Source organism: Exiguobacterium sp. SH3S1, assembly GCF_004337105.1.
Classification (GTDB): domain Bacteria; phylum Bacillota; class Bacilli; order Exiguobacteriales; family Exiguobacteriaceae; genus Exiguobacterium; species Exiguobacterium aurantiacum_A.
In genome coordinates this window covers 17,530-40,064 of the sequence record NZ_SJUW01000001.1, presented here as the reverse complement: position 1 = coordinate 40,064, position 22,535 = coordinate 17,530, and the positions used below count along the sequence as shown (strand labels likewise).

Sequence of the window (22,535 nt, the reverse complement as noted above, 5' to 3'; positions counted from 1 at the left end):
GTGATTCCGTCAGATTTCCCTTCCCCCGTCGCGGGTATCGGATGAGGAAGACGTTCATCACGATCATCGGCCGAGAGGAGGTGGAGACATGCTGAAGGGCTACAAATACAGGCTCTACCCGACGTCGGAACAGGCCGATTTCCTGGTCAGGACGATCGGCTGTGCCCGGTTCGTCTACAACAAGCTGCTCGAGGACCGCATCGCCATCCACGAGGAGGCGAAGGCTGGGACCGGCCCGAAGCGAAAACTGCCGACACCGGCCTCCTACAAGCCCCTGTTCCCGTTCCTGTGTGAGGCGGACAGCCTCGCGCTCGCGAACGCGAAGCTTCACCTCGACGCGGCGTTCGCGAAGTTCTTCGCCGGGACGGCCGGCTTTCCGGTGTTCAAGTCGAGACGGAAATCGCGCGCCTCCTACACGACGAACAACCAGCACGGCACGATCCGCATCGAGGGGGACCGGGTCCGGCTGCCGAAGGTCGGGTTCATCCGGTTCACACAGCACCGAATCTTCGACGGGGCCATCCGGTCGGCGACCGTGTCGATGACGAAGACGGGCAAATTCTTCGTGTCGCTCCTCGTCGAGCAGGCCGACGAGCCGTGGGTCCCGGCCGAGCACAAAATCGGGATCGACCTCGGCCTCGGGCACTTCGCCGTCATGACGAACGACGCGCTCGTCACGGAGAAGGTCCCGAACCCGCGCAACCTGCGCGAGGCCGAGGAACGGCTGAGACGGGCGCAGCGCTCGCTCTCCCGCAAGAAGCCCGGCAGCCGGAACCGCGAGAAGGCGCGGCTCCTATTGGCCAAAAAGCATGAAAAGGTACGGAACCGCCGACATGACTTCCTCCACAAGCTGTCACGACGCATCGTCGACGAGAACCAAGTCGTCGTCGTCGAGACGCTGAAACCGAGGGAGATGATGCAGGACCGCCGCCTGGCAAAATCGATCGGGGACGCCGGATGGGGCGAGTTCGTCCGCCAGCTCGCCTACAAATGCAGGTTCCACGGCCGCACACTGATCCAGGCCGACCCGTGGTTCGCCTCGACCCAGGTTTGTTCGGCCTGTGGCGAGAACGATGGCAAGAAGGACCTGCACGTCCGCGAGTGGACATGCGCCGTATGCGGCACGCACCATGACCGCGACGTCAACGCGAGCCTCAACCTGTTGGGTCTCGCCGACTGAAACACTCCAGGGCAGAGACTGCCCGACGAGCTTGGTCCACAACCGTGGCTGGTAAGAGCACGGTCTTCCCAAGAAGCTCCCACTTCAAGTTGCGAAGCAAATAAGTGGTGAGTAGTTCACTTTTGTCTTGTAACTCGTGACGAGTATGGTAATATAGATAGTAGATGAAGAAATGGAACGCCATATCGTTGTCGACAAACCAAACATGGGGATCTAGATAGCTAGATCGCTGTTAAGGAGCCACGTTCATAGGAACGTGGCTTTTTTTTGCATATTTTTAAAGTCGGCACCGACATCTGCCGCGATATGGGCGTCCGAACCGAGTACGAGTGGGATGCCGAGCCGGGTCGCTTCAGCGGCGACGGCCATGGCGTATGGCTGTCCGCAGGCGGCTTTACGGAGACCGGCAGTGTTGAAGTCTAGTCCGAACCCGCGTGAGGCGATTGCACGCAACAGTCGCGACTCGGCATCTTTGACGTTCGCACGGTTCCATGAGTAGTTCGTCTGATATTTAATCGGTAAATCGATATGCCCGATGCGCGCGACGTTCAGTCGCTCCCACGGGAACTGTAACCCGGTCCCGAGCGCTTCGTAATACCGGCGTAGCACTTCTTCGAACGACCCGATTCGGCTGACGAGCGCATCAAACGTCTCCGGTGAGAAGTCGACGGGCAGGAGCTCGCCTTCGACTTGTAGAAAGTGTTGAGACAAGATCGTCTCGTCGAGGTATGAGCGATAGGGCTCGAGCAAGGCGAGCGTCTCATCGACATATCCCGGCAAATAGTCGATCTCGAGACCGACCCGAATCTCGAGTCTTCCGGCGTAATCTCGTTTCAACTGTCCGACCTCTTCTATATAACGGGGCAATAAGTCGAGCGCCATCGCCGAGTCTTGTTCTGGCGTCGGATCAATGAAACGTGCCGGCAGCGGGGCGTGCTCGGTGAACGTCAGCGTCCGAACGCCTTGAGCAAGTGCTTGTTCGACGTACGCGTTGAGTGAATCGGTCGATCCGTGCGGACAAAATGGGGTATGGACGTGGCCGTCATGGGTATAATCAATCATCAAACATCGTTCCTTTCGAGTTCGCCGGTTGACAGCATTGGCTTGATTTGATAAATTTAACACACTACTTTAGTTTGGTAAAGTGATAATAAGGTAAAGGGTGATACTGATGATTTGGTTCAATAAAAAAGGATCCATCCCGGAAGGATGGCACGAATTGCAAGGTGAGGACGTGCTGCGTCCGAAGCAATGGATAAAATCATTTTTAGAGCGGGCCGAGGGGGACGGCTATAGTGTGATCGAGCCGCCGCTCGTTGAATACTATTCCCATTATCAAGATCTCGCACTCTTCGATGAGTCGGCGTATTATCGCTTGTTCGGCAACGATGGGGAGTTGCTCGTCATGCGACCGGACTACACGCTCCAGATCGCAAGGAAGCTCGCCGACGGACATGAACCGATGCGCGTCGCTTACGCCGGTGCCGTCTACCGACGCACGCCGAAGCATTCGGGACAACCGCATGAACGTCAGCAACTCGGTCTTGAATGGATCGATGGGGATTCAAAAGATATGGAGTTGATTGAATCGTTCCTTAGTATGACGGAACGGGTCCTGCCGAAAGGAAGTTTACGCATCCAAGTCGGATCCGCTGCATTGATCGCGTTAGTGGCGAACGAGGCCGGTATCCCGGAACGGACGTTGCGTCAATACTTAGCACTCCGTAATTTGGAGTCACTTCGCGACCTCGCGGAATCGTATCAATACCCGTTGATCGCCAAGCTGCCGTTCTTGATCGGTGACTCGGCGCTAGCAGAGTTACGCGACCTCGCGGAACCGGGCTTAAAACCGGCCATCGACGAAGTGGAGCATGCGGTCGAACATCTACGTGCGATCGGATTGAACGTCTCGTACGACTTCGGACAGACCGGCGACTTTGATTATTATTCAGGTTTGACCGTGACCGGCAGTATCGACGGCAGACGCGTCCTCTCAGGTGGCCGTTACGACTCGTTATACGGGCACTTCGGACAGTCGCGACGTGCCTTCGGACTATCGCTCGATTTAGAACAGTTAGGTGAGGTGATCAAATGAAAGTCGCAATCGCGAAAGGGCGCATCGAAACAGCGGCCCGTGAGTATTTTGAACAAGTCGGTCTCACCGTTTGGCCGGAAAAGCGGGGCCGTGAGTTGACCGTCGAAGTAGACGGTCATGAATTCATCTTCGTCAAAGGCGATGACGTCTATAAATACGTCATGCATGGCGCAGCGGACGTCGGAGTCGTCGGCGGCGACATTTTACGCGAGAAGACACCAGGCGTCCTCGAAGTCGTCGATTTACCATTCGGCCGTTGCCGCATGGCGGTATGTGGTCCGAGAGAACGGAGAAACGGTACGAAGAAACTGAAAGTTGCCAGCAAGTATCCGAATATCGCCATCTCGCACTTTGCCTCGAAACGTCAAAACGTCGAAGTGATCGCTTTGAACGGTTCGGTCGAACTCGCGCCGTTGACCGGTCTCGCCGACTGCATCGTCGATATCGTCGAGACGGGGGCGACGCTTCGCGCGAACGATTTAGAAGAATATGAGACGATTTTCACGGTTAACGCGAAATTCATCACGAGCGAGACAGCGCTCGCGAACGACCCGGACGAATTGAAAGCGTGGATTCGCCGGTTAAGCAAGGAGGGAGACAGATGAACGGACAAACGAATCGGACGCGCCGAGAACAGTGGGCAGAAGCCGTCAAACCGATTTTAGAATCGGTTGAGGCGAGAGGTGACGCGGCGCTCCTCGAATGGACGAAGCAATTTGACGGGGTCGATGTGATTGAAACGGTCGACCTTGAGACGTTTGAACCGCCGGAGGCGTATCGGGAATTGACCGAGGCGCTAACGCTCGCGGCCGAACGGATCCGTACGTTTCATGCGCGGCAACAGCGTCAAGACGACGTCTTTGAAGATGAGATGTTCCGGCTCGGTCGTCGGTTCATGCCGCTCGATTCGGTCGGCGTCTATGTGCCTGGCGGGACGGCGGTCTACCCGTCGAGTGTGTTGATGAACATCATCCCAGCGAAAGTGGCCGGAGTGAAGCGGGTCGTCATGGTGACGCCACCGAAACAAGGCGGGATCGACTTATCGCTGTTGATTGCCGCGAAGATTGCCGGTGCCGACGAATGTTATCTCGTCGGTGGCGCCCAAGCTGTCGCCGCACTCGCGTTCGGCACCGAGACGATTTCGGCCGTCGATAAGATCGTCGGGCCGGGCAACGCTTATGTGGCGACCGCGAAATCACTCGTCTCGCATTTCGTCGGGATCGATTCCGTCGCCGGTCCGTCCGAGGTGTTGATCATCGCCGACGAAACGGCCAATCCTAGATGGGTCGCAGCCGACCTGCTCGCGCAAGCCGAGCATGACGTTGAAGCGACAGCACTCGCCCTCGTGACGACAAGTGAACAGGCCGAAGCGATTCGGTCTGAGCTGGACAAGCAACTGCTCGATCTGCCACGTCGCGACATCGCAGTCGAAGCGCTCAAGCGCGGAGGCGTCCTCGTCAAAACGAAAGCAGCAGCAATTCGCTACGCGAACGATATGGCGGCCGAACACGTGCAACTTGCGGTGACAGATCCAGCCGATTATATGGCACAGATTCGCCACGGCGGCTCGTTCTTCCTCGGCCATGAGGCGGCCGAGGCGTTCGGTGACTATATTGCCGGACCGAACCACGTCTTGCCGACGAGCGGGACGGCCCGCTTCTCGAGCGGACTGTCGGTCGATGATTTTTACCGCAGACAGACGTTTCTCGAGATGACAGCGATCGACGAAGCGGTCACACGCGCCGCGATCCGAATCGCGAGACAAGAGCAGCTTGAAGGACACGCCCGAGCGATGGCGGTCCGATTGGAGGACGTATGAGACGTAACTATACAGCGATCCCGCGCTATGTCCCACATGCGGTGAGCGGATACGCGCTAAATCAAAACGAGAGTCAATTCGAGCTGCCAGAGCGCCTGCAACGAGCGATTCAGCTCGTGACGCTCCGCTCACTCAGCCGTTATCCGGTCGATGAGCTGACGGCCCTTAAAACTAGCTATGCGACTTATGCGGGTGTACAACCTGACCAATTGATGGTCGGGAGCGGCAGCGATGAGCTGCTCGCCATACTTTGCCAAGCCATTCTCGACACAGAAGACGTCGTCTTGGCACCGGCACCCGACTTTTCGATGTACGGCATTTACGCGCACATCGCCCGGGGCCAGTTCTTCCAACCTGAGGCAGACGGCCTCACGATCGATTCATTGCTTCGATTGATTGAAGCGAACGAACCGAAACTCGTGCTCGTGTCGAACCCGAACAATCCGACCGGGAAGATGTGGACGCTCGACCAATTAGAGACGATCGCGAAAAAAGTCCCGTACCTCGTCGTCGACGAGGCGTATATCGACTTCACGATGAGTGATTCCTTCAAGTCGCGACTCGCGGATTACCCGAACGTCATCATTTTGCGGACGTTATCGAAAGCGTTCGGACTCGCGAACTTACGGATCGGCTTCATGATCGCCCATCCCGATTTGATCGAGAAGATCGACCGGTTCCGCTCGCCGTTCAACGTCAGTGGATTGAGCGCGGCTGTTGCGACCGTCGTCCTTGACGACCCGGATTATATCGCTCAGTCCGTCGCCTTCCATAACGGTCAACGTCAAAAGCTCGAACAACTGCTCGCGCCAATCGGCAACGTCTTGCCGAGCCGGGCCAACTTCCTATACGTCGAGACGCCCAATAGTGAGATGTGGGCCGAGCGGTTCCTCGCTTACGGTGTCCACGTCCGTGCGTTTCCGACCGGACTGCGCGTCAGTGCGGGAACGGACGAGGCGTATCGATTCATCAAACAAATGTTAGAAGAGGTGACTTCTTTTGAGAACAGCTGAAATTAAACGTGAGACGAAAGAAACGAACATCGAGCTTCGTCTCGATTTAGACGGTACAGGTCAAAGTGACATTAAGACAGGCGTCGGCTTTTTCGACCATATGTTGACGCTGTTCGCCTTCCATAGCCGCATCGACTTAACGGTGCAAGTCGAAGGGGACACGTGGGTCGATGCGCACCACACGGTCGAAGACGTCGGCATCGCCCTCGGGCAGATGATCTTAGAAGCGCTCGGGGACAAAGTCGGGATCCGTCGCTACGGGACGAGCTACTTGCCGATGGACGAGACACTCGCCCGGGCCGTCATCGACGTCTCGGGACGCCCGTTCCTCGTCTACCGAGCTGAAATCAACAATCCGAAGCTTGGTGACTTCGACACGGAACTCGCGGAAGAGTTCTTCCGCGCCGTCGCGATGAACGCGCGGTTGACGCTCCATCTTGACGTGTTATACGGTTCGAACTCGCACCATATGATCGAAGGGCTGTTCAAAGCGTTCGGCCGCGCCCTTGCCGAAGCGATCGGGAAAGACGGGCTCGACCGCCTCCCTTCGACGAAAGGACGGATCGAAGGATGAACGTCGCGGTGATTGACTACGGCATGGGAAACGTCTTCAACGTCGAACGGGCGCTACAAGCGATCGGTTGTTACGTCACGATCACGAACGATCCGGCTGAAATCGAAGCGGCCGACGCCATCCTCTTGCCTGGCGTCGGTGCGTTCCCGCAAGCGATGCAGTCGCTTGAGGACACGGGACTCATTCCGTTGCTCAAGCGAGTGGCGACAGAGAAGCCGTTGCTTGGGATTTGTCTCGGGATGCAACTGTTATTCGAGTCGAGCACGGAAGGCATGCCGACGCCAGGACTCGGTTTGATTGAAGGACGGGTCGAACGGATGCGGGCCAAACGGTTGCCTCACGTCGGTTGGAACTCGATTTTACGCGACGAGGACGTCTATTTCGTCCACTCGTATCACGTCGTGACCGCTGACGACAATATCGTCGCCTCAGCTGACTATATGGGAGAGCGCGTACCGGCCATCGTCCGATCAGGTCTCGTGACCGGGATGCAATTTCACCCGGAGAAGAGCGGCGCGTTCGGACTCAGCTTATTAAAAGAATGGAAGGAGGCGGTCGAACGTGAAACTGCTACCGGCAATTGACTTAATCGGCGGCAAGATTGTCCGCCTGACTGAAGGAGATTTCAGTACGGAAGAACAATACGGCGACCCGTATGAGAAGTTAAACGAATGGACCGGGCGCGTCCCGATGCTCCACTTGATCGATTTAGAAGGAGCGAAAGCTGGTGAGCCGAAACATCTCGATGTCGTCCGTTTCGCCAAATCGTGCGGCTTTTTCGTCCAGACGGGCGGAGGGATTCGCTCCGAAGCAGCGCTTGATGCTGTCATGGCAACTGGGGTGGACCGTGTCCTGCTCGGTACGAAAGCGTTCACCGATCCTGATTTCCTGGACCGGGCACTCGCCAAGTACGGGAGTCGTGTCGCGGTCGCCCTTGACGCCTATGACGGCATCGTCGCCATCAACGGCTGGCAAGACGCGACCGAACTAAAAGACATCGATGTGGCCATCGATCTCGCCAGCCGCGGGGTCGAGACGATTCTTTACACGGACATCGGTTCGGACGGGAAACTGAACGGACCGAACTTAGAGCGCATGAAGGCGCTCCGGGAAGCTGTCTCGGTCACGCTCATCGCCTCGGGCGGTGTCACGACCGAATCCGACGTCAAGGCACTGAGTGAGGCCGAAATTGATGAGGCGGTCGTCGGGAAAGCGCTCTTGTCTGGCAAAGTCAGTCTTGACGACTTGATCGAATGGGAGGCGCGACATGCTAAAGCGTAGAATCATCCCATGTTTAGACGTGAAAGACGGACGTGTCGTCAAAGGCATCGAGTTTGTCGAACTGCGTGACATCGGTGACCCTGTCGAGATTGCCAAGTACTATGACGCCTCAGGTGCGGATGAACTTGTCTTTCTAGACATTACGGCAAGCACGGAACGAAGACAGACGATGCTTGACGTCGTCAGTGCCGTCGCCCGGAAAGTGTTCATCCCGCTCACGGTCGGGGGCGGCATCCGTTCCCTTGAAGACATCTCGTCCCTGCTCAAAGCAGGAGCCGACAAAGTGTCGCTCAACACGCTCGCCGTCGAGTCACCTGACTTGATCAAGCGGGCAGCCGAACGTTTCGGTTCCCAGTGTATCGTCGTCGCCATCGACGTCCGTTTCGAAGAAGGTGACTATTACGTATACACGTACGGCGGGAAACACCGGACCGAGCTGACGGCGGTCGATTGGGCTAAGCGCGTCGCTGAACTCGGGGCCGGGGAGTTGCTCGTCACGTCGATGAACCAAGACGGGAAACAGAGTGGCTATGATTTAAAAATTCTCGAATTGCTACGGGCAGCGGTCGATATCCCGATCATCGCCTCAGGCGGGGCCGGGAACGCTGAACACGTCGTCGAGGCACTTGAAACAGTCGACGCCGCCTTACTCGCTTCGATCTTGCACGACCGAAAAACGACAGTAGAAGAGGTGAAGCACGTATGCAGCGCGAACAACTTGCCGATGCGGTTCGTTACGACGCAAACGGACTAATCCCGGCGATTATCGTGTCGACGGATGACGAGACCGTCCTCATGTTAGGATATATGAATCACGAGGCGATCGAAGCGACGCTCCAGACGAACAAAGTCACGTTCTGGTCACGTTCGAAAGGGCGGCTTTGGATGAAAGGTGAATCGAGCGGCAACACGCTCGACCTTGAGAGCATCCATGTCGATTGCGATCAAGACGCGCTGTTAGTCCGCGTCCATGCGAACGGACCGACGTGTCATACTGGAAATCGCAGTTGCTTTTTTACGGAGGTGAACATATGATCCACGAACTCGAAAAACTGATTCAAGAACGAAAGACAGAGCCGAAGGAAGGTTCTTATACGTCGTACTTGTTTGATGAAGGGTTAGACAAAATCGCGAAAAAGTTTGGGGAAGAGTCGTTCGAGGTCGTCATTGCGGCATTGAACGATGAAGACTTGGTCGAAGAGACGGCTGATTTGTTGTACCACTTGCTCGTCTTGCTCGCAGCCAAAGGCGTCTCCTTACACGACGTCGAGACGTTGCTCGCCGAACGGCATGGGACGACGACACCGGCGAAACCGCGCCGCGACGTCACGGAATGGTGACAGACAAAGGGAAGGAAGCCGCGGCTTCCTTCCCTTTGTGGTTAACGATTGACGGAAGCGGCCATACGGATGTACGTATGACGGCGTCCGCGGATGGCGATCGACAACGCCTGAATATTCTCAGGTGTGGCGATTCCGGACAGACCGGCGTCGCCGATATGGAAGATGTCGGTACCGCCGCGTTTTGATGATAAGGCGATGTCGCGGATCGTCCCTTCGTCGGCGCCTTCTTGTGACGTTCCGATGGCGGCCAAGACGAGCTTGTTCAGTGCTTGGATTTCTTGCGTCACGTGATAGAACTCGTCTTCACGGACACCTGGGACGGTTCCTGGCGCGGGAATCAAGATGATGTCGGCACCAGCTTCGGCAAAGCGGACGTACGCATCACGGTCGATCACGTTACCGACACCCGCTTGATGCATCTTCCCGGCAATGATGACGCCGGCAAATTCAGACCGGGCCGTGATGATCGCTTTTTCGATGGCCTCGTTCGTGACACCGGTGTTCGGATTACCGGTCAAACAGACGAAGTCGATTCCGAGTTCGGAAGCGCGGGTGAACGCTTCCTGCGTCGCCAGTCGGCCTTGTTTCACGTCGAACATGTCCGAGGACTTCTCGCTGAAGTCGACAGGCTCGAGATTGACACCGACCGGCAGTCCGATCAGCCGTTTTAATTCCGTGATCGGATTGTCGGACATCGTCTCACCCGGGATGTCGCCGAATAAGGCGTGGCTTTCAAGTCCCTTTATGTACGGATGGAACACGTCAAGCATGTTGAGCAAGATCATGTCGGCGCCGAACGCCCGGGCGAGCTCGGCGTTCGTCACTTCGGGATAGAGCGGCTGCACGGTCGGAATGACCTCGGCGAGCACGGTCCGGCCTTCGGCTTTTCGGATCGACTCAATCAAATCGTTACGGTTGAACGTCAAGAAATCACTCGCTTTGCAATCAAGAATGCGTTTCATAGTCAACTACCTCCTCAGATTCGTCCATTTTCCTATTCCCTATTCGTGCCAATATCCCTCTATAATAAAACAGAATGGAGGCGAAAACATGACAGAAAAAGAAAAGATGATTCAAGGTGAACTTTATCTGGCCGCTGATTCGGAACTCGTCGCTGACCGGCGACAGGCGCGACGTCTGACAGAGCGGTTCAATCAGTCCGGGATCGATGAGCTCGACGTCCGCAAGCAAGTACTCGGTGAACTGTTCGGTTCGACCGGGGCATCGTTCTACCTAGAACCGACGTTCAAGTGTGACTACGGATACAATATTCATCTCGGGGACCGTTTTTTTGCGAACTTCGACTGCGTGTTTTTAGATATCTGTCCGATCCGGTTCGGGGATGACTGTATGCTCGGTCCCGGTGTCCACGTCTACACGGCGACCCATCCGCTCGACCCGACAGAACGAATTTCTGGCCTCGAGTACGGTAAGCCGGTTACGGTCGGCCATCGCGTCTGGATCGGAGGCGGGGCCATCATCAATCCGGGCGTGACGATTGGGGATGACACAGTCATCGCCTCAGGTGCGGTTGTGACGAAAGACGTGCCGGCCCGTGCCGTCGTCGGAGGCAATCCGGCCCGAGTGATCAAGCTGATCCCTTAAAGGCAACAACGCCCCGTCTGGATATGTCTAGACGGGGCGTTGTTCATTTCCAGACTCGTTTTACGTTGAGCGTTTCTTGGGCATAACCCCAAACGGAAATCGGGGACATGAACAATTGATAGCTCAGTACGAAAAAGATGAATCCGAAGAAGTTTTTACGTACCCGTAAGTTCAAGTTCTTGAATACATAGTCCCGTTGGTAGAAGTAGAGCAGTCCATAGCTAAGGACGGTCAATGGCAGGACGAGGAGCGTCATCGGTCCAACGATCCAATAATGACCGAACAGAGCGAGAACGAGACCTGGGATCCAGAAGAACGTGAAGGCGATATCGAGATACGGCATGATCAAATTGACCCCGGTCAAGTACTTCGTATAAAGCTGGGGCTGACGCCACGGTTTCACTTCTTGCAATCCCTCGATCATCCCACGGGCCCAACGCGACCGTTGACGCGCAAAGTGGCGGAACGATTCAGGTGCGTCCGTGAACGCGACGGCGAGCGGTTCGAAATAGACGCGACGCTTCATTTCAAGGAGTCGCCACGTGAGAACGATGTCTTCCCCGATCGCATCTGGCCAACCACCGACTCGTTTGACGGCATCGGTCTCGTACAAACTGAACGCACCTTGAGCGACGAGTGTCCCTTGGTAAAGCCCTTGAAGCCGCTTGATTGATGCGATGCCGAGAAAATAATCCCACTCTTGAAGCCGTGTCCAAAACGAACTGCGGCTATTGCGAACGAGCATGCTGCCGGCGACGGCACAGACGTCTTTCGGACTCGACACGAGCCGTGCGACCAAATAGCGAATCGCGGACGGATGAATCAACGTATCGGCATCGAGCGTGATGATGTATTGGGTAGTCACTTTCGTTAAACCGTAATTGAGCGCTTGGAACTTCCCGGCTCTCGGTTCATGCAATAGCTCGATTTGTAAGGCGAAATCTTCTTGCGCCCGTATCACTTCGGCCGACGTGGCATCGCTTGAGTTGTTATCAATGACGAATACTTGGAGCGGTCCCGTGTAGTCTTGCAGTGTCACGTAACGAATCGTCTCGTAGATGGATGATTGTTCGTTGTAGGCGGCAATCATGACCGTCACGGCTTCGTCCGGATGTTCGTTTGTGAACGGCGGCTGCCGATCGAGAACGAGACTCGCGAGCAAGAATGCCATCAAATAGCCCGGGACGTAAGCGATACCACCGATGATGAACAAGGCGAGCACCCAATTCGTCACTGCAGCCAAATCGGTCAACCAAGGTAAAGAAATGTAGATAGAAAACAATAACCAGAGCCATGAAAAACCGTGCGCCAACCAAAAGCGAGTCAAAATCGTCCAATACCAACGATTCCCGATGCGATTGCGTCCCCATCTCGATTCGACCGGTTCATTTCGTGAAATCATGTGATGTCCTCAATTCTGTTTCAATGGAAACGAGCTTGTCTAATATTGAAAATTTATCGTTCAAGTTAGATATACAGACAGCAAATTGAATTTTGATGGGGAATGCTTATAAAGTCAACAAATGATGCGTCGTGCATAAAAAATATTGACCCAAATTAAAAACAGGACCTGGGTCCTGTTTTTAGTTTTAGCTATGAAATTGTTTCTGATGTGTGCGCCCAAGCAATCAATGTTTGTCGAGCAAGGGCAAGTGCTTGCTCGTTACCGAGCGTGACGCGGATCCCGTCCGGTTGACGCGACGTATGGATGCCGTGTTCGGCTAAGTGAGACCAAACCGCTTCGGGCTGGTCGAGTGTGACGTATAAAAAATTCGCCTCAGCTGGCTGGACTTGACCGATCGTCCCGAGTAACTCCGACCACTTGACCCGCATATCGTGATGCCAAGCGATTGACTCGTTCAAGTAGGTCGCATCAGCCAAAAAGACGTTGGCAATTTTCGCGCTCACACCGCTTATATTGAACGGAGGGACGAATTGCCGGAAATACTGAGCGAGTTCGGTCGTCGTGATCATAAACCCGAGACGGGCGTTGGCTAAGCCGAACGCCTTTGATAGCGTCCGTAAGACGATCACGTTCGTCAGTTCATTCAAGTGCTTGACGATACTCGATGCAGGCGTGAAATCGATATACGCCTCGTCGACGATCAAATAAGGGACGAGGCCTGCCAGTTCGGTCAACTCACCGACCGTCCACAACTTACCGGTCGGATTGTTCGGGTTCGACAACAGTAACAGCTTCGGTGCATGTTGCTGAATCGCCAGGGCGAGCGCCTCATACGATAAATCGTCCGCCTGAACATGCCGACCGTGCGCAATCGTCGTGAAGATCGGGTAGAGCGAGAAGTCAGGACTCGGTGACAAGACGACGTCTTCTGGTGACAAGAGCGCCTGCGTGACGACGTGAATCATTTCGTCACTGCCACAGCCGACGAGCAACTGGTTCGGTTCGACGCCAGCATAGGCCGCGTAGCGGGTGAACAGTTCATCGATCGGTTGGACCGGATATTCGTGCAAGTCATGGAAAGAGATCGTTGCCAGCTGTTCATGCAACCGCTTCGGCGCCGGGAACTGGCTTTCGTTTTGATTCAATCGATATCCTTCCGGGTAAGTGACGGGATAGATTGGGAGGTCGACTTGCCTCATTCCGTCGGCTCCATCGAGAACCATTTTTTAGCGAGCTCATCGATCTCCCCTGAGTCGATCATCTTGTTCAACTCGTCGTTGAACTGATCACGCAAATCGTCTTCCAATTTGAAAGCGGCCGCCGATCCTTTCTCGCCGTCTTCTTTAAGCGCGAACGTATAAAAACCCGCGTCTTGGTCTAAGTATTTTTGAGCGACCGTGTCTTCGATGACCATCGCGTCGATGCGGCCCGTGTTCAACTCTTGAACGATTTCTGGAATCTTGTTCAACGACACGAGTTCAGCGTCTGGCGCTTGGTCTTTAGCGATATTCTCTTGAATTGAAGCGGTCTGGACACCGATCTTCTTACCGGCTAGCGCTTCGATTTCTTTTAACGATTCATCTTTTGTCATAATCAAGTTCGTCGCCGACAAATAGATGTCCGAGAACGACGCGTTTTCTTTCCGCTCTTCGGTCGGCGTCATGCCGGCCATGACGAAGTCGATCCGTCCAGCGTTCAAGGCTCCGAGCAAACTGCCGAAGTCCATGTCCTCAATCTTTAACTCATAGCCGAGACGCTCTGTGACGGTTTCGGCAATCTCGATGTCGAAGCCGACAATCTCATCCCCGTTCGCCGTATCAACGAACTCATACGGGAAGTAATCAGCACTTGTGCCCATGACGAGTGTCTTTTTTTCTTCTCCCGTTGTCTCTTGGCTGCATCCCGCTAATAATGCGCTTGCGACTAGTCCCCCAGTAACGATCCACTTTTTCATGTATAAATTCCTCCTTCAAGATATGAGACTAAGTGTAATTGCATAATTATTAATTGTAAAGCATAAAAATACAATCTTCGCAAAAAAAATGAATCCACGGTTGTGAGATCGTCGACTCATGGAGCAGTTACTCTTCCATTTTGACGTAATCGACGACGTTCTCTATATAACTATGGAGCGGCTGACTCGTGTCGCTGGTCAATGTTTTTATGGAAGGTGGTTTTTTACTGTCGGCGATGCTTCGGTGAAAGTCGTCCGGGGAAACGGATTCGATTTGACTAATCGTTTGTTAGCGCTCGGAAAGGCGGCGATTGATTTCATCGACGTCGTCGACGACACACTCGACGTAGCGATAAGTGGCGCCATAGTTTTCGGCGAGTGGCAATCCGCGTTCAAGCATCACATCATACAGGCAAGGGCTGTCCAGAATGACGTTCCGCCTTAGTGACAAATTGAACGAAATAAGCGCCTAATCGATGTCATAGGCGACTTTTCCGGCCAGTGCCGGGTCGGGCGGATGATCCACCATTGATTCGAGCAACGCTGTCTTCGTCACGTCATGGTCGACGATGATCGCATCGAGCTGAGGCGCGATGGCACGGGCCAGCGTCGATTTGCCGGAACCCGGAAATCCGGACATTTGTAAAAAGAACATTGTTTCACCTCACTTTTCGTTTGATTTACCACGGCTGAAACCGGCGAATAACCTGCCACCGAACGGGAGCAACGCCTCGTCAACGAAGCGGACGAGGTCGTCAATCTCATTCATTTGTTCATGTCTTCTTTTGCGGTGATGTTCCATTTTTTCAACGCTCCGTCTTCTTCGTAAATGACTCGGACTTCCATCTGACTCAGTACGAGCCGTTGCTCCGAGGCAAAAAGGACGAGCGGATAGCCGATCGACAGCGGCTCGTCCGCCTCATAAATCGGACTGTGGGCCTGCATCGCGTAATAACCGTCAGACCGGGTATTAGCCGCACCGGCGTCGATTTGGAGCACCGTTTCGAAACCTTGCAGCCGAAGTACGTAACTGTACGTCGTTCGGGCCCCACGTTCGAGCCGCCATTCCTCAATCACGGCTTCGTGATCGTTTTGATTCGCTTCGAATAAAACTTCTTGCGCCGTGTATTCTCGTTCATATGGAATCATCTCTTGAATGTTGACGGCCGTCATCGTCGCGAGTTTTTGCGATTCTTCCGACGGCGGCGTGATGAGAATCCCGATAAAGATCAAGATAGGGATGAGCAAATAAATGATGACCCGACTTTGCATATGGCTTCACCTGTCCTTTATCGAGTTTTTTCGCCATAGTTTGTCAGAACCCTGCCTAACACTTGAAAAATGTCACGAGCAGCACGTTCAATCGTCAAAAATAGGACGACCGGATGTATGATGAAGTCAGGAGGGGATGGAGATGAAAATCGGGGTTATCGGCGGGGGGATCGCCGGGTTGACGGCGGCGGCTCTCGCTAGTCGATCGGGACATGACGTGATTGTTTTTGAGTCATCGCGCGAATGGGGTGGATGTGCCGGCAAGTTCGACCGCGGGGACTACCGCTTCCCGGCCGGGGCGACGCTCGGGATGGGCTTCGAACGAGGCGGTCTCCATCAACGCGTGCTCGACTATTTGAACGAGTCGGTCGCAGTCGAGAAGCTCGACGAAGTGATGCACGTCCACTTGAACGATCGAACGGTCGTTTATTATCAAGCGCGCCAAGCGTTTCTCGATGAACTGAGCGTAAAGTTTCCGGAACTGCAGTCGGATATCCGGTCATTCTTTCAAGAAGTATGGACGGATTTTGATAGAATTCGACCGTTGTTCGAACGGTTGCCGGCTTTACCGCTCCGGACGCTTGACGATGCGCTGACCGCATTTCGCGGATTTCGGCCGAATCAAGTAGCGGCACTCGTAAAACTATATCGTCCGCTACATGAAACGTTGCGACGTCATCGGTTGGGCGGGACACCGTTCGAGCAATTCATCGACGGCATTTTACTCGATAGTTTGCAGACGGGAGCACGCGAGGCGAGTCACTTGCTCGCGACCGTCGCGCTATCGATTTATCATGAAGGAGCATTTTACGTCGAAGGTGGATTGTACACACTCGCTCACGCCTTGGAACGCTCGATTCGACATAGCGGAGGCACGACGCTGCTCGGTCGTCAAATCATGAAAATCGAGCGCGTCGCCGACGGCTGGTTATTGACCGATCGCCGGGGCCGGCTTGAGATCGTCGACATCGTCGTTGCCGCGATCCCGCTCGAGGCGACACATCGCTTGCTCAACGGTGCTGACGAGCGTCGATTTGCCGGGCAATATCGACGTCAGTTGAAGCAATCGCAATGGGGCACGTTCAGTCTATACGTGACGTTGCCCGAGCGCGTCTGTCTGGACCGGCCCTTATTCCAACAAGTGTATACGGACGACCTGCCGTCCGGCCATGCCTTCATCTCGATGTCGGCTCCGGACGACGTGTTACGGACGTCTCTCCCCGAACGGACCGTGACGGTCTCGACGCATATCGATTTATCAGAGTGGGACGATTGGAAAGACAGGGCCACCTATGAGAAACTAGAAGCAATATGGACCGAGCGTCTCATCTCGGCCGTGAAGCGGGCGTTTCCGGACTGGACGGGCGAATCAGCGGTCCTCCTTCCCGGGGGTCCAGGAGCGTGGGTGAAATATACGAGACGACCGCACGGTGCTGTCGGCGGCTATGCGCAAACACCGCGTCAGGCTCTGTTCCATGCCGCGAGCTATCGGACGCGGCTGCCGAACTTTTTCGTGTGCGGGGATACGGTGTTCCCGGGAGCGGGGACGATCGGGGCAATGACGAGCGGGTTGCACGTCGGACGTGCGCTCGGTGCAAAGCTATAATGAAGGAGACGGTGTCATGCATAAGAAAACATTTAATGAGCTGACGACGAAAGAACTGTATGATCTGTTGGCGCTGCGGACCGAGGTGTTCGTCGTCGAGCAAGATTGTCCGTATCAGGAAGTCGACGGGAAAGATGTCACGGCGCATCATTACTGGATCGAAGAAAACGGTGTGATTGTCGCCGCACTTCGGGTGCTCGCCGAAGAAACGCCGATCGCGATTGGTCGTGTCGTTACGAGACAAACTCATCGGGGGAAAGGCTATTCTCGCAGGTTGATGGATGCGGCAGTCGCTGATTTTGGAAATGACGAGCTCTACTTACAAGCCCAGACATACGTCGAACCGTTCTATGCGAGTTTCGGCTTTTCGCGAACGAGTGAAGAATACTTAGAAGACGGTATCCCGCACGTCGATATGACGCGGGAAAGAACAAAATCTTCCTAAAGCAGTGCGGTACCGTTCACGATTAGTTCGTGGTAGAATATTGAAGAATACATGCGCACATGAAAACGTGCGATAACATTATAGCGTGCAAAGGGGTTTACGATAGTGACTGACCAACAAGTGATTGAAAAAGCGAAAGAATTAGCCGACCTTTTGGCAAAGACTCCAGAAGTGGCCCGCTTCAAAGAAGCGGAAACGAAAGTGAACGAAAGTGAACGCGTCCAAACGTTAATCAAACGGATCAAATATTTACAAAAAGAAGCGGTCAACTGCAAACATTACGGCAAGACCGAAGCGCTTGCCAAAGTCGAACTAAAAATCGATAAGGCGATGGACGAACTCGATTCGATTCCGGTCGTCCAAGCGTTCCAAGAGACACAAGTCGAAGTGAACGACCTCCTTCAATACGTGACGGTGACGCTCGCCAACTCGGTGACGGACCGAATCATCGAAGCGACGGAAGGCGACGTACTCGCAGGTAAAACAGGAAGCGGCATGGCAGCGGAGAAATCACGCGGCGGTTGCGGATACTAAAAAACAACAGCTGGCCTTTGGTCAGCTGTTCTACTTTATAGAGGTGAGACGAAATGGAAGCGATACATCAGACACCGATGATGAAGCAATATTTTTCAATCAAGGCGGATTATCCTGACGCCTTTGTATTTTACCGGCTCGGTGACTTTTACGAGCTCTTTTTTGAAGACGCCCAAATCGTGGCGAAAGAACTCGAATTGACGCTCACCGCGAAAAACGGCAAAAACGCCGAGCATCCGATCCCGATGTGTGGGGTCCCGCATCACTCGGCAGCCGTCTACATCGAGCAGTTGATCGAAAAAGGATTCAACGTCGCGATCTGTGAGCAGATGGAAGATCCGAAAGCGACAAAAGGCCTTGTGAAGCGGGAAGTCATCCAAGTCATCACGCCAGGTACTTACATGGCCGCGCTCGGAGACAAAGACAACCGTTATTTGGTCGCCGTCGCCAAAGTTGGTGAAACCTACGGGGTCGCCCGTGGTGACGTGACGACAGGTGAATCTTGGCTGACGACGTTGCCGACGAAAGAAGCGGTCCTCCGTGAAGTCGAAGGATTGGTCCCGAGTGAGATATTAGTCGATGACGATCAGCTCGCGGACATGTTGCAGCCGCTCGGGATCCCGCTGTCGATTCAAGTCGAACGCCGGTCGAGCGAACTGTCCGCATCGGCGAAAGACGACGCCCAAGTGAGCGCGTTTGATTTGCTGTACGCCTATTTGACACGGACGCAAAAGCGGGCGCTCGACCACTTGCAGCCGGCGATCGCCTATGAGGTCGAGGCCCACATGCAGCTCGACCCGAATACGGCACGCAATTTAGAACTGTTCCGCTCGGCCCGGTCCGGAGAACGGAAAGGCTCACTCTTATCACTGCTCGACGAGACGACGACCGCCATGGGTGGACGTCTTTTAAAGCGTTGGCTCGAACAACCGCTCTATACAGAGCAAGCGATTCATGAGCGTCAAGACGCGGTCGAGAACTTACTTGACGATTTCATGCTGCGCGACCAACTCCGGGACGAATTGAAACACGTCTATGATATTGAGCGGCTCGTCGCGAAAGTCGGCTACGGGACGGCGAACGCGCGCGATCTCGTACAATTGCGCGACACACTAGCACGCATCCCGGCTTTGAGCGTGATGCTCGAAGCGGTCGCATCAAGCCGGTTGCATCATATCCATGAGGACTTGGACACGTTCGAAGACTTGGCGGCGCTCCTTGAAGCGGCGCTCGTCGAATCTCCACCGATCTCGACGAAAGAAGGCGGAATGATTCGTAAAGGCTATTCAGAAGAGCTCGATCAGTTACTTGAAGCGAAAGCGAACGGGAAGTCGTGGATCGCCAACCTGGAGCAACAAGAGCGGATCGCGACCGGGATCAAGTCATTAAAGATCGGCTACAACCGTGTCTTCGGGTATTATCTCGAAGTGACGAAAGCGAACGCCCGTTTACTCGAAGAAGGTCGGTACGAGCGGAAGCAGACGCTCACGAACGCCGAACGCTACGTCACGCCCGAGCTGAAAGAGAAAGAAGCGCTCATCCTCGGTGCGGAAGAGAAGAGCTGCACGCTCGAGTATGACTTGTTCGTCACACTGCGCGACCGAGTCAAACTTGAGACGAAACGGTTGCAGCAGCTCGCACGGTCGCTCAGTGAACTCGACGTCCTGCTCGCTTTGGCGATCGTCGCCGAAAAGCGGGACTACGTGCGCCCGACAGCGTCCGCAAACGTTCAAATCGATCGCGGCCGGCACCCGGTCATCGAGACGGTACTGCCACGCGGTGACTATGTCGCCAACGACTTGACGCTTGACGACTCGCGTCAGATGCTGTTGATCACCGGACCGAACATGTCCGGTAAATCGACGTATATGCGCCAGTTTGCGTTGATCGCGATCATGCACCAAATCGGATCGTTCGTCCCGGCCGAGGCGGCCGAACTGCCGCTGTTTGACCGCATCTTCACTCGCATCGGGGCAGCGGACGACCTCGTGAGCGGTCAGTCCACGTTTATGGTCGAAATGACCGAGACGCGCCAGGCCGTGACCGAGGCGACGGCGAACAGCCTGATCTTGCTAGATGAGATCGGGCGGGGGACGTCGACGTATGATGGGATGGCGCTTGCGCAAGCAATCGTCGAATATATCGCCGCCTCAATCGGCGCGAAGACACTGTTCTCGACGCATTATCATGAGCTGACCGTCCTCGAAACGACGATCCCGACGCTCGAGAACGTCCACGTCCGCGCCATCGAACGCGACGGACGCGTCGTCTTCTTGCATGAAGTTCATCCAGGCAAGGCCGACAAGTCTTACGGCATCCACGTCGCGGAACTGGCCGACTTGCCGCAATCGCTCATCGAACGAGCGCGGACGATCTTAACAGAGCTCGAACAAGAGAAAGAGCCGGACGCTGCCTCGACTGACCCGGTAACGAAGAAGTCGAGCGATGAAACCGCTCAGCTCTCTTTGTTCGAGACAAAAGATGAGTTAAAACAACAATTGCTCGAGCTCGATCTTTTAGCGATGAACCCGATCGAGGCGATGCAGGCGCTCTATGCGCTCCAACAGTCTGCGAAGAAAGGGTGAGTCGATGGGAATCATTCAAGAGTTGCCAGAACAGTTAGCCAACCGGATTGCGGCCGGGGAAGTTGTCGAACGACCGGCATCGGTCGTGAAAGAACTCGTCGAAAACGCGATTGATGCCGGCGCGACGAAAGTGGAAGTCGAGCTAGAAGAGGCCGGGATCCGGCTCATCAAAGTGCGGGATAACGGCCACGGCTTTTACGAGGATGACGCGGCCCGTGCTTTTTTAAGACATGCGACGAGCAAGATACGAGACGAACATGATTTGTTCCGGATTCGGACGCTCGGATTCCGGGGCGAGGCGCTCGCCTCGATCGCATCGGTCAGTCACGTCACGTTAAAGTCGCGCCGGGCTGATGAGGCCGGCTTTGAGATGACGCTACATGGCGGCGTCGTGATCGAGCAAACACCGACTGCTGCTAACGTCGGGACAGAGATCACGGTCAGTCAATTGTTCTATAATACGCCAGCCCGTTTGAAATACTTGAAAACGTCTGCGACCGAGCTCGCGAGCATCACCGACACGTTGAACCGGATCGCCTTGTCACACCCAGAAGTTCGATTGACGGCTTTCCATGAAGACAAGGAGCTACTCCGAACGAACGGGAACGGGGACATCAAGCAAGTCATGCTCGCGATCTACGGTCGGCAAGTCGCCGCCCAAATCGTGACGGCGTCGAGCAAGACGAATGACTACAGCTTGAGTGCTCACCTCGTGCGGCCCGAAGTGACGCGTTCAAATAAACAGTATGTGACCCTGATCTTGAACGGGCGGAGCATCAAAAATTTCGCGCTCACGCAAAGCGTGCTCGAAGGCTATCATACGCTCCTGCCGATCGGACGTTACCCGATCGCCGTGCTCGAAGTGAACATGGACCCGATGCTGATTGATGTCAACGTCCATCCGACGAAGCGGGAAGTGCGGCTGTCAAAAGAGAAGGAACTCTGTCAACTGATCCGGGAGACGGTTCAACTGACACTTCGGGAGCAACGGTTGATTCCGTCGGTCAAACCAAGACAGCCGTCCGTTCCGACAGAGCAATCGAAGCTTGATTTCACCGTCGAACGCTCAGACACAGCAGTTGAGCCGAACGCATGGAACTATCCGATCCCACGCGAGCCGGTGACATCTCCGAGTCGCTGGTCGCCGACACCACTCGTTCAAGAGACACCGGTCGAAACAGTGCTGCCAGAAGAACCGGGGGTTGAAAAGGCGGAAAGCCGGTTGCCGGCGCTCGACGTCATCGGCCAACTCCATGCGAGTTACATCGTCTGCGGCGCGGACGATGGCATGTACATCATCGACCAACACGCCGCCCAAGAACGCATCAAGTACGAGCTGTTTTATGACCAACTCGGCCAGCCTGAAAAAGAGTATCAGTTGTTGCTGTTGCCGCTCACGCTCGAGTTCACCCAACAAGAGACGCTTGCGATCGAAGAAGTCGCCCCACTTCTTAAAGAAGCGGGCCTCGATTTAGAGGCGTTCGGAGGCAATACGTTTCTCGTCCGGGAAATCCCGACATGGTACCCGCAGCACGATCTCGAAGGGACAGTCCGTGATTTGATCGAGATGGCGATTCGGGACCGATCGATCGATATCGCTAAATATCGCGAACAGGCGTCGATCCTGATGGCGTGCAAACGATCGATCAAAGCGAACCATCCGTTAAACCTCGAGATGATGCGACAGTTGATCCGCGACCTTGGCGAGACGACGTCTCCGTATACGTGTCCACACGGACGTCCGATTTTAGTGAAGTGGAGTACGTATGAACTCGAGAAGTTGTTCAAACGTGTCATGTGACAAACGTTGTAATCTTAATTTAA

The 22,535-nt window shown here is 54.8% G+C and carries 24 protein-coding genes; 17 read left to right on the top strand and 7 right to left on the bottom strand.

Going from position 1 to position 22,535, the window contains the following annotated elements; translation table 11 throughout:
• Positions 1-88: 88 nt before the first annotated feature.
• A complete protein-coding gene (locus EVJ26_RS00205; RefSeq protein WP_131469594.1) occupies positions 89-1,180 on the top strand; it encodes an RNA-guided endonuclease TnpB family protein in 1,092 nt (363 codons plus the stop codon).
• Positions 1,181-1,426: 246 nt separating this feature from the next.
• On the opposite strand, the gene hisJ is transcribed toward EVJ26_RS00205, so the two are convergent.
• Positions 1,427-2,242 (bottom strand): histidinol-phosphatase HisJ, encoded by an 816-nt coding sequence (gene hisJ, locus EVJ26_RS00200; RefSeq protein ID WP_131469593.1) that lies wholly within the window; start codon positions 2,240-2,242, stop codon positions 1,427-1,429.
• A 109-nt stretch (positions 2,243-2,351) separates the two neighbouring features.
• Here hisJ and EVJ26_RS00195 point away from each other — a divergent pair, with 109 nt between their 5' ends.
• From EVJ26_RS00195 to hisE, 10 genes are read left to right on the top strand one after another with little or no spacing between them, the layout of a single operon-like run.
• Positions 2,352-3,275: an ATP phosphoribosyltransferase regulatory subunit gene (locus EVJ26_RS00195; RefSeq protein ID WP_070327390.1), complete on the top strand. Its 924-nt coding sequence runs from the start codon at positions 2,352-2,354 to the stop codon at positions 3,273-3,275.
• Positions 3,272-3,880, top strand: coding sequence for an ATP phosphoribosyltransferase (hisG, locus tag EVJ26_RS00190; protein WP_131458605.1), 609 nt, complete (start codon positions 3,272-3,274; stop codon positions 3,878-3,880). The genes EVJ26_RS00195 and hisG overlap by 4 nt, the downstream gene beginning before the upstream one ends.
• Positions 3,877-5,094, top strand: a complete 1,218-nt coding sequence (hisD, locus tag EVJ26_RS00185) for a histidinol dehydrogenase (protein ID WP_131469592.1) — start codon at positions 3,877-3,879, stop codon at positions 5,092-5,094. The genes hisG and hisD overlap by 4 nt, the downstream gene beginning before the upstream one ends.
• Positions 5,091-6,107: a pyridoxal phosphate-dependent aminotransferase gene (locus EVJ26_RS00180; protein ID WP_131469591.1), complete on the top strand. Its 1,017-nt coding sequence runs from the start codon at positions 5,091-5,093 to the stop codon at positions 6,105-6,107. The genes hisD and EVJ26_RS00180 overlap by 4 nt, the downstream gene beginning before the upstream one ends.
• Entirely contained in the window at positions 6,094-6,681 is a 588-nt protein-coding gene (hisB, locus tag EVJ26_RS00175) for an imidazoleglycerol-phosphate dehydratase HisB (protein ID WP_070327386.1), read from the top strand. Before EVJ26_RS00180 ends, hisB begins: the two co-directional genes overlap by 14 nt.
• The gene (hisH, locus tag EVJ26_RS00170) at positions 6,678-7,265 is read left to right on the top strand and encodes an imidazole glycerol phosphate synthase subunit HisH (RefSeq protein WP_071397365.1); all 588 of its coding nucleotides are present in this window, start codon (positions 6,678-6,680) and stop codon (positions 7,263-7,265) included. Before hisB ends, hisH begins: the two co-directional genes overlap by 4 nt.
• Positions 7,243-7,962, top strand: coding sequence for a 1-(5-phosphoribosyl)-5-[(5-phosphoribosylamino)methylideneamino]imidazole-4-carboxamide isomerase (locus EVJ26_RS00165; RefSeq protein ID WP_131469590.1), 720 nt, complete (start codon positions 7,243-7,245; stop codon positions 7,960-7,962). Before hisH ends, EVJ26_RS00165 begins: the two co-directional genes overlap by 23 nt.
• Positions 7,949-8,716 carry an imidazole glycerol phosphate synthase subunit HisF gene (hisF, locus tag EVJ26_RS00160; RefSeq protein ID WP_070327383.1) on the top strand — a complete coding sequence of 256 codons (768 nt, stop codon included), beginning with the start codon at positions 7,949-7,951 and terminating at the stop codon, positions 8,714-8,716. Before EVJ26_RS00165 ends, hisF begins: the two co-directional genes overlap by 14 nt.
• The gene (gene hisI, locus EVJ26_RS00155; protein WP_131458608.1) at positions 8,665-8,997 is read left to right on the top strand and encodes a phosphoribosyl-AMP cyclohydrolase; all 333 of its coding nucleotides are present in this window, start codon (positions 8,665-8,667) and stop codon (positions 8,995-8,997) included. Before hisF ends, hisI begins: the two co-directional genes overlap by 52 nt.
• Positions 8,994-9,302 carry a phosphoribosyl-ATP diphosphatase gene (hisE, locus tag EVJ26_RS00150; protein ID WP_070327382.1) on the top strand — a complete coding sequence of 103 codons (309 nt, stop codon included), beginning with the start codon at positions 8,994-8,996 and terminating at the stop codon, positions 9,300-9,302. The genes hisI and hisE overlap by 4 nt, the downstream gene beginning before the upstream one ends.
• 41 nt (positions 9,303-9,343) lie before the next feature.
• Here the strand turns inward: hisE and EVJ26_RS00145 are convergent, their stop codons facing one another.
• Positions 9,344-10,267 carry a DUF7916 family protein gene (locus tag EVJ26_RS00145; protein WP_131458609.1) on the bottom strand — a complete coding sequence of 308 codons (924 nt, stop codon included), beginning with the start codon at positions 10,265-10,267 and terminating at the stop codon, positions 9,344-9,346.
• Positions 10,268-10,355: 88 nt separating this feature from the next.
• Here EVJ26_RS00145 and EVJ26_RS00140 point away from each other — a divergent pair, with 88 nt between their 5' ends.
• Positions 10,356-10,910: a maltose acetyltransferase domain-containing protein gene (locus tag EVJ26_RS00140; protein ID WP_131458610.1), complete on the top strand. Its 555-nt coding sequence runs from the start codon at positions 10,356-10,358 to the stop codon at positions 10,908-10,910.
• Between the two features lie 43 nt (positions 10,911-10,953).
• On the opposite strand, the gene EVJ26_RS00135 is transcribed toward EVJ26_RS00140, so the two are convergent.
• The 5 genes from EVJ26_RS00135 to EVJ26_RS00110 form a co-directional block, all read right to left on the bottom strand.
• A complete protein-coding gene (locus EVJ26_RS00135; RefSeq protein WP_131458611.1) occupies positions 10,954-12,312 on the bottom strand; it encodes a glycosyltransferase family 2 protein in 1,359 nt (452 codons plus the stop codon).
• A gap of 191 nt (positions 12,313-12,503) precedes the next feature.
• Entirely contained in the window at positions 12,504-13,514 is a 1,011-nt protein-coding gene (locus EVJ26_RS00130) for a pyridoxal phosphate-dependent aminotransferase (protein ID WP_131458612.1), read from the bottom strand.
• Positions 13,511-14,269 (bottom strand): transporter substrate-binding domain-containing protein, encoded by a 759-nt coding sequence (locus EVJ26_RS00125; RefSeq protein ID WP_131458613.1) that lies wholly within the window; start codon positions 14,267-14,269, stop codon positions 13,511-13,513. Before EVJ26_RS00125 ends, EVJ26_RS00130 begins: the two co-directional genes overlap by 4 nt.
• Before the next feature lie 469 nt (positions 14,270-14,738).
• Positions 14,739-14,924 (bottom strand): P-loop nucleotide/nucleoside kinase family protein, encoded by a 186-nt coding sequence (locus tag EVJ26_RS14500; protein ID WP_236634079.1) that lies wholly within the window; start codon positions 14,922-14,924, stop codon positions 14,739-14,741.
• Positions 14,925-15,034: 110 nt separating this feature from the next.
• Positions 15,035-15,541 carry a hypothetical protein gene (locus EVJ26_RS00110; protein WP_131468039.1) on the bottom strand — a complete coding sequence of 169 codons (507 nt, stop codon included), beginning with the start codon at positions 15,539-15,541 and terminating at the stop codon, positions 15,035-15,037.
• A 142-nt stretch (positions 15,542-15,683) separates the two neighbouring features.
• Between EVJ26_RS00110 and EVJ26_RS00105 the strand changes: the two genes are divergently transcribed.
• The 5 genes from EVJ26_RS00105 (at position 15,684) to mutL (ending at position 22,512) form a co-directional block, all read left to right on the top strand.
• Positions 15,684-17,147, top strand: a complete 1,464-nt coding sequence (locus tag EVJ26_RS00105) for a phytoene desaturase family protein (RefSeq protein ID WP_131469589.1) — start codon at positions 15,684-15,686, stop codon at positions 17,145-17,147.
• A 16-nt stretch (positions 17,148-17,163) separates the two neighbouring features.
• Positions 17,164-17,592 carry a GNAT family N-acetyltransferase gene (locus EVJ26_RS00100; RefSeq protein ID WP_201738300.1) on the top strand — a complete coding sequence of 143 codons (429 nt, stop codon included), beginning with the start codon at positions 17,164-17,166 and terminating at the stop codon, positions 17,590-17,592.
• A gap of 102 nt (positions 17,593-17,694) precedes the next feature.
• Positions 17,695-18,126 (top strand): YlbF/YmcA family competence regulator, encoded by a 432-nt coding sequence (locus EVJ26_RS00095; RefSeq protein ID WP_070327373.1) that lies wholly within the window; start codon positions 17,695-17,697, stop codon positions 18,124-18,126.
• 53 nt (positions 18,127-18,179) lie between these two features.
• Complete coding sequence (gene mutS, locus EVJ26_RS00090) at positions 18,180-20,711, top strand: DNA mismatch repair protein MutS (protein WP_131469588.1); 2,532 nt, start codon at positions 18,180-18,182, stop codon at positions 20,709-20,711.
• Between the two features lie 4 nt (positions 20,712-20,715).
• The gene (mutL, locus tag EVJ26_RS00085; RefSeq protein WP_131458619.1) at positions 20,716-22,512 is read left to right on the top strand and encodes a DNA mismatch repair endonuclease MutL; all 1,797 of its coding nucleotides are present in this window, start codon (positions 20,716-20,718) and stop codon (positions 22,510-22,512) included.
• Positions 22,513-22,535: the final 23 nt, after the last annotated feature.

Coding starts and splice junctions, on each gene's coding strand:
- EVJ26_RS00205 (WP_131469594.1), top strand. CDS start 89: ATGCTGAAGGGCTACAAATACAGGCTCTACCCGACGTCGGAACAGGCC.
- hisJ (WP_131469593.1), bottom strand. CDS start 2,242: ATGATTGATTATACCCATGACGGCCACGTCCATACCCCATTTTGTCCG.
- EVJ26_RS00195 (WP_070327390.1), top strand. CDS start 2,352: ATGATTTGGTTCAATAAAAAAGGATCCATCCCGGAAGGATGGCACGAA.
- hisG (WP_131458605.1), top strand. CDS start 3,272: ATGAAAGTCGCAATCGCGAAAGGGCGCATCGAAACAGCGGCCCGTGAG.
- hisD (WP_131469592.1), top strand. CDS start 3,877: ATGAACGGACAAACGAATCGGACGCGCCGAGAACAGTGGGCAGAAGCC.
- EVJ26_RS00180 (WP_131469591.1), top strand. CDS start 5,091: ATGAGACGTAACTATACAGCGATCCCGCGCTATGTCCCACATGCGGTG.
- hisH (WP_071397365.1), top strand. CDS start 6,678: ATGAACGTCGCGGTGATTGACTACGGCATGGGAAACGTCTTCAACGTC.
- hisF (WP_070327383.1), top strand. CDS start 7,949: ATGCTAAAGCGTAGAATCATCCCATGTTTAGACGTGAAAGACGGACGT.
- hisI (WP_131458608.1), top strand. CDS start 8,665: ATGCAGCGCGAACAACTTGCCGATGCGGTTCGTTACGACGCAAACGGA.
- hisE (WP_070327382.1), top strand. CDS start 8,994: ATGATCCACGAACTCGAAAAACTGATTCAAGAACGAAAGACAGAGCCG.
- EVJ26_RS00145 (WP_131458609.1), bottom strand. CDS start 10,267: ATGAAACGCATTCTTGATTGCAAAGCGAGTGATTTCTTGACGTTCAAC.
- EVJ26_RS00140 (WP_131458610.1), top strand. CDS start 10,356: ATGACAGAAAAAGAAAAGATGATTCAAGGTGAACTTTATCTGGCCGCT.
- EVJ26_RS00135 (WP_131458611.1), bottom strand. CDS start 12,312: ATGATTTCACGAAATGAACCGGTCGAATCGAGATGGGGACGCAATCGC.
- EVJ26_RS00130 (WP_131458612.1), bottom strand. CDS start 13,514: ATGAGGCAAGTCGACCTCCCAATCTATCCCGTCACTTACCCGGAAGGA.
- EVJ26_RS00125 (WP_131458613.1), bottom strand. CDS start 14,269: ATGAAAAAGTGGATCGTTACTGGGGGACTAGTCGCAAGCGCATTATTA.
- EVJ26_RS14500 (WP_236634079.1), bottom strand. CDS start 14,924: ATGTTCTTTTTACAAATGTCCGGATTTCCGGGTTCCGGCAAATCGACG.
- EVJ26_RS00110 (WP_131468039.1), bottom strand. CDS start 15,541: ATGCAAAGTCGGGTCATCATTTATTTGCTCATCCCTATCTTGATCTTT.
- EVJ26_RS00105 (WP_131469589.1), top strand. CDS start 15,684: ATGAAAATCGGGGTTATCGGCGGGGGGATCGCCGGGTTGACGGCGGCG.
- EVJ26_RS00100 (WP_201738300.1), top strand. CDS start 17,164: ATGCATAAGAAAACATTTAATGAGCTGACGACGAAAGAACTGTATGAT.
- mutS (WP_131469588.1), top strand. CDS start 18,180: ATGGAAGCGATACATCAGACACCGATGATGAAGCAATATTTTTCAATC.
- mutL (WP_131458619.1), top strand. CDS start 20,716: ATGGGAATCATTCAAGAGTTGCCAGAACAGTTAGCCAACCGGATTGCG.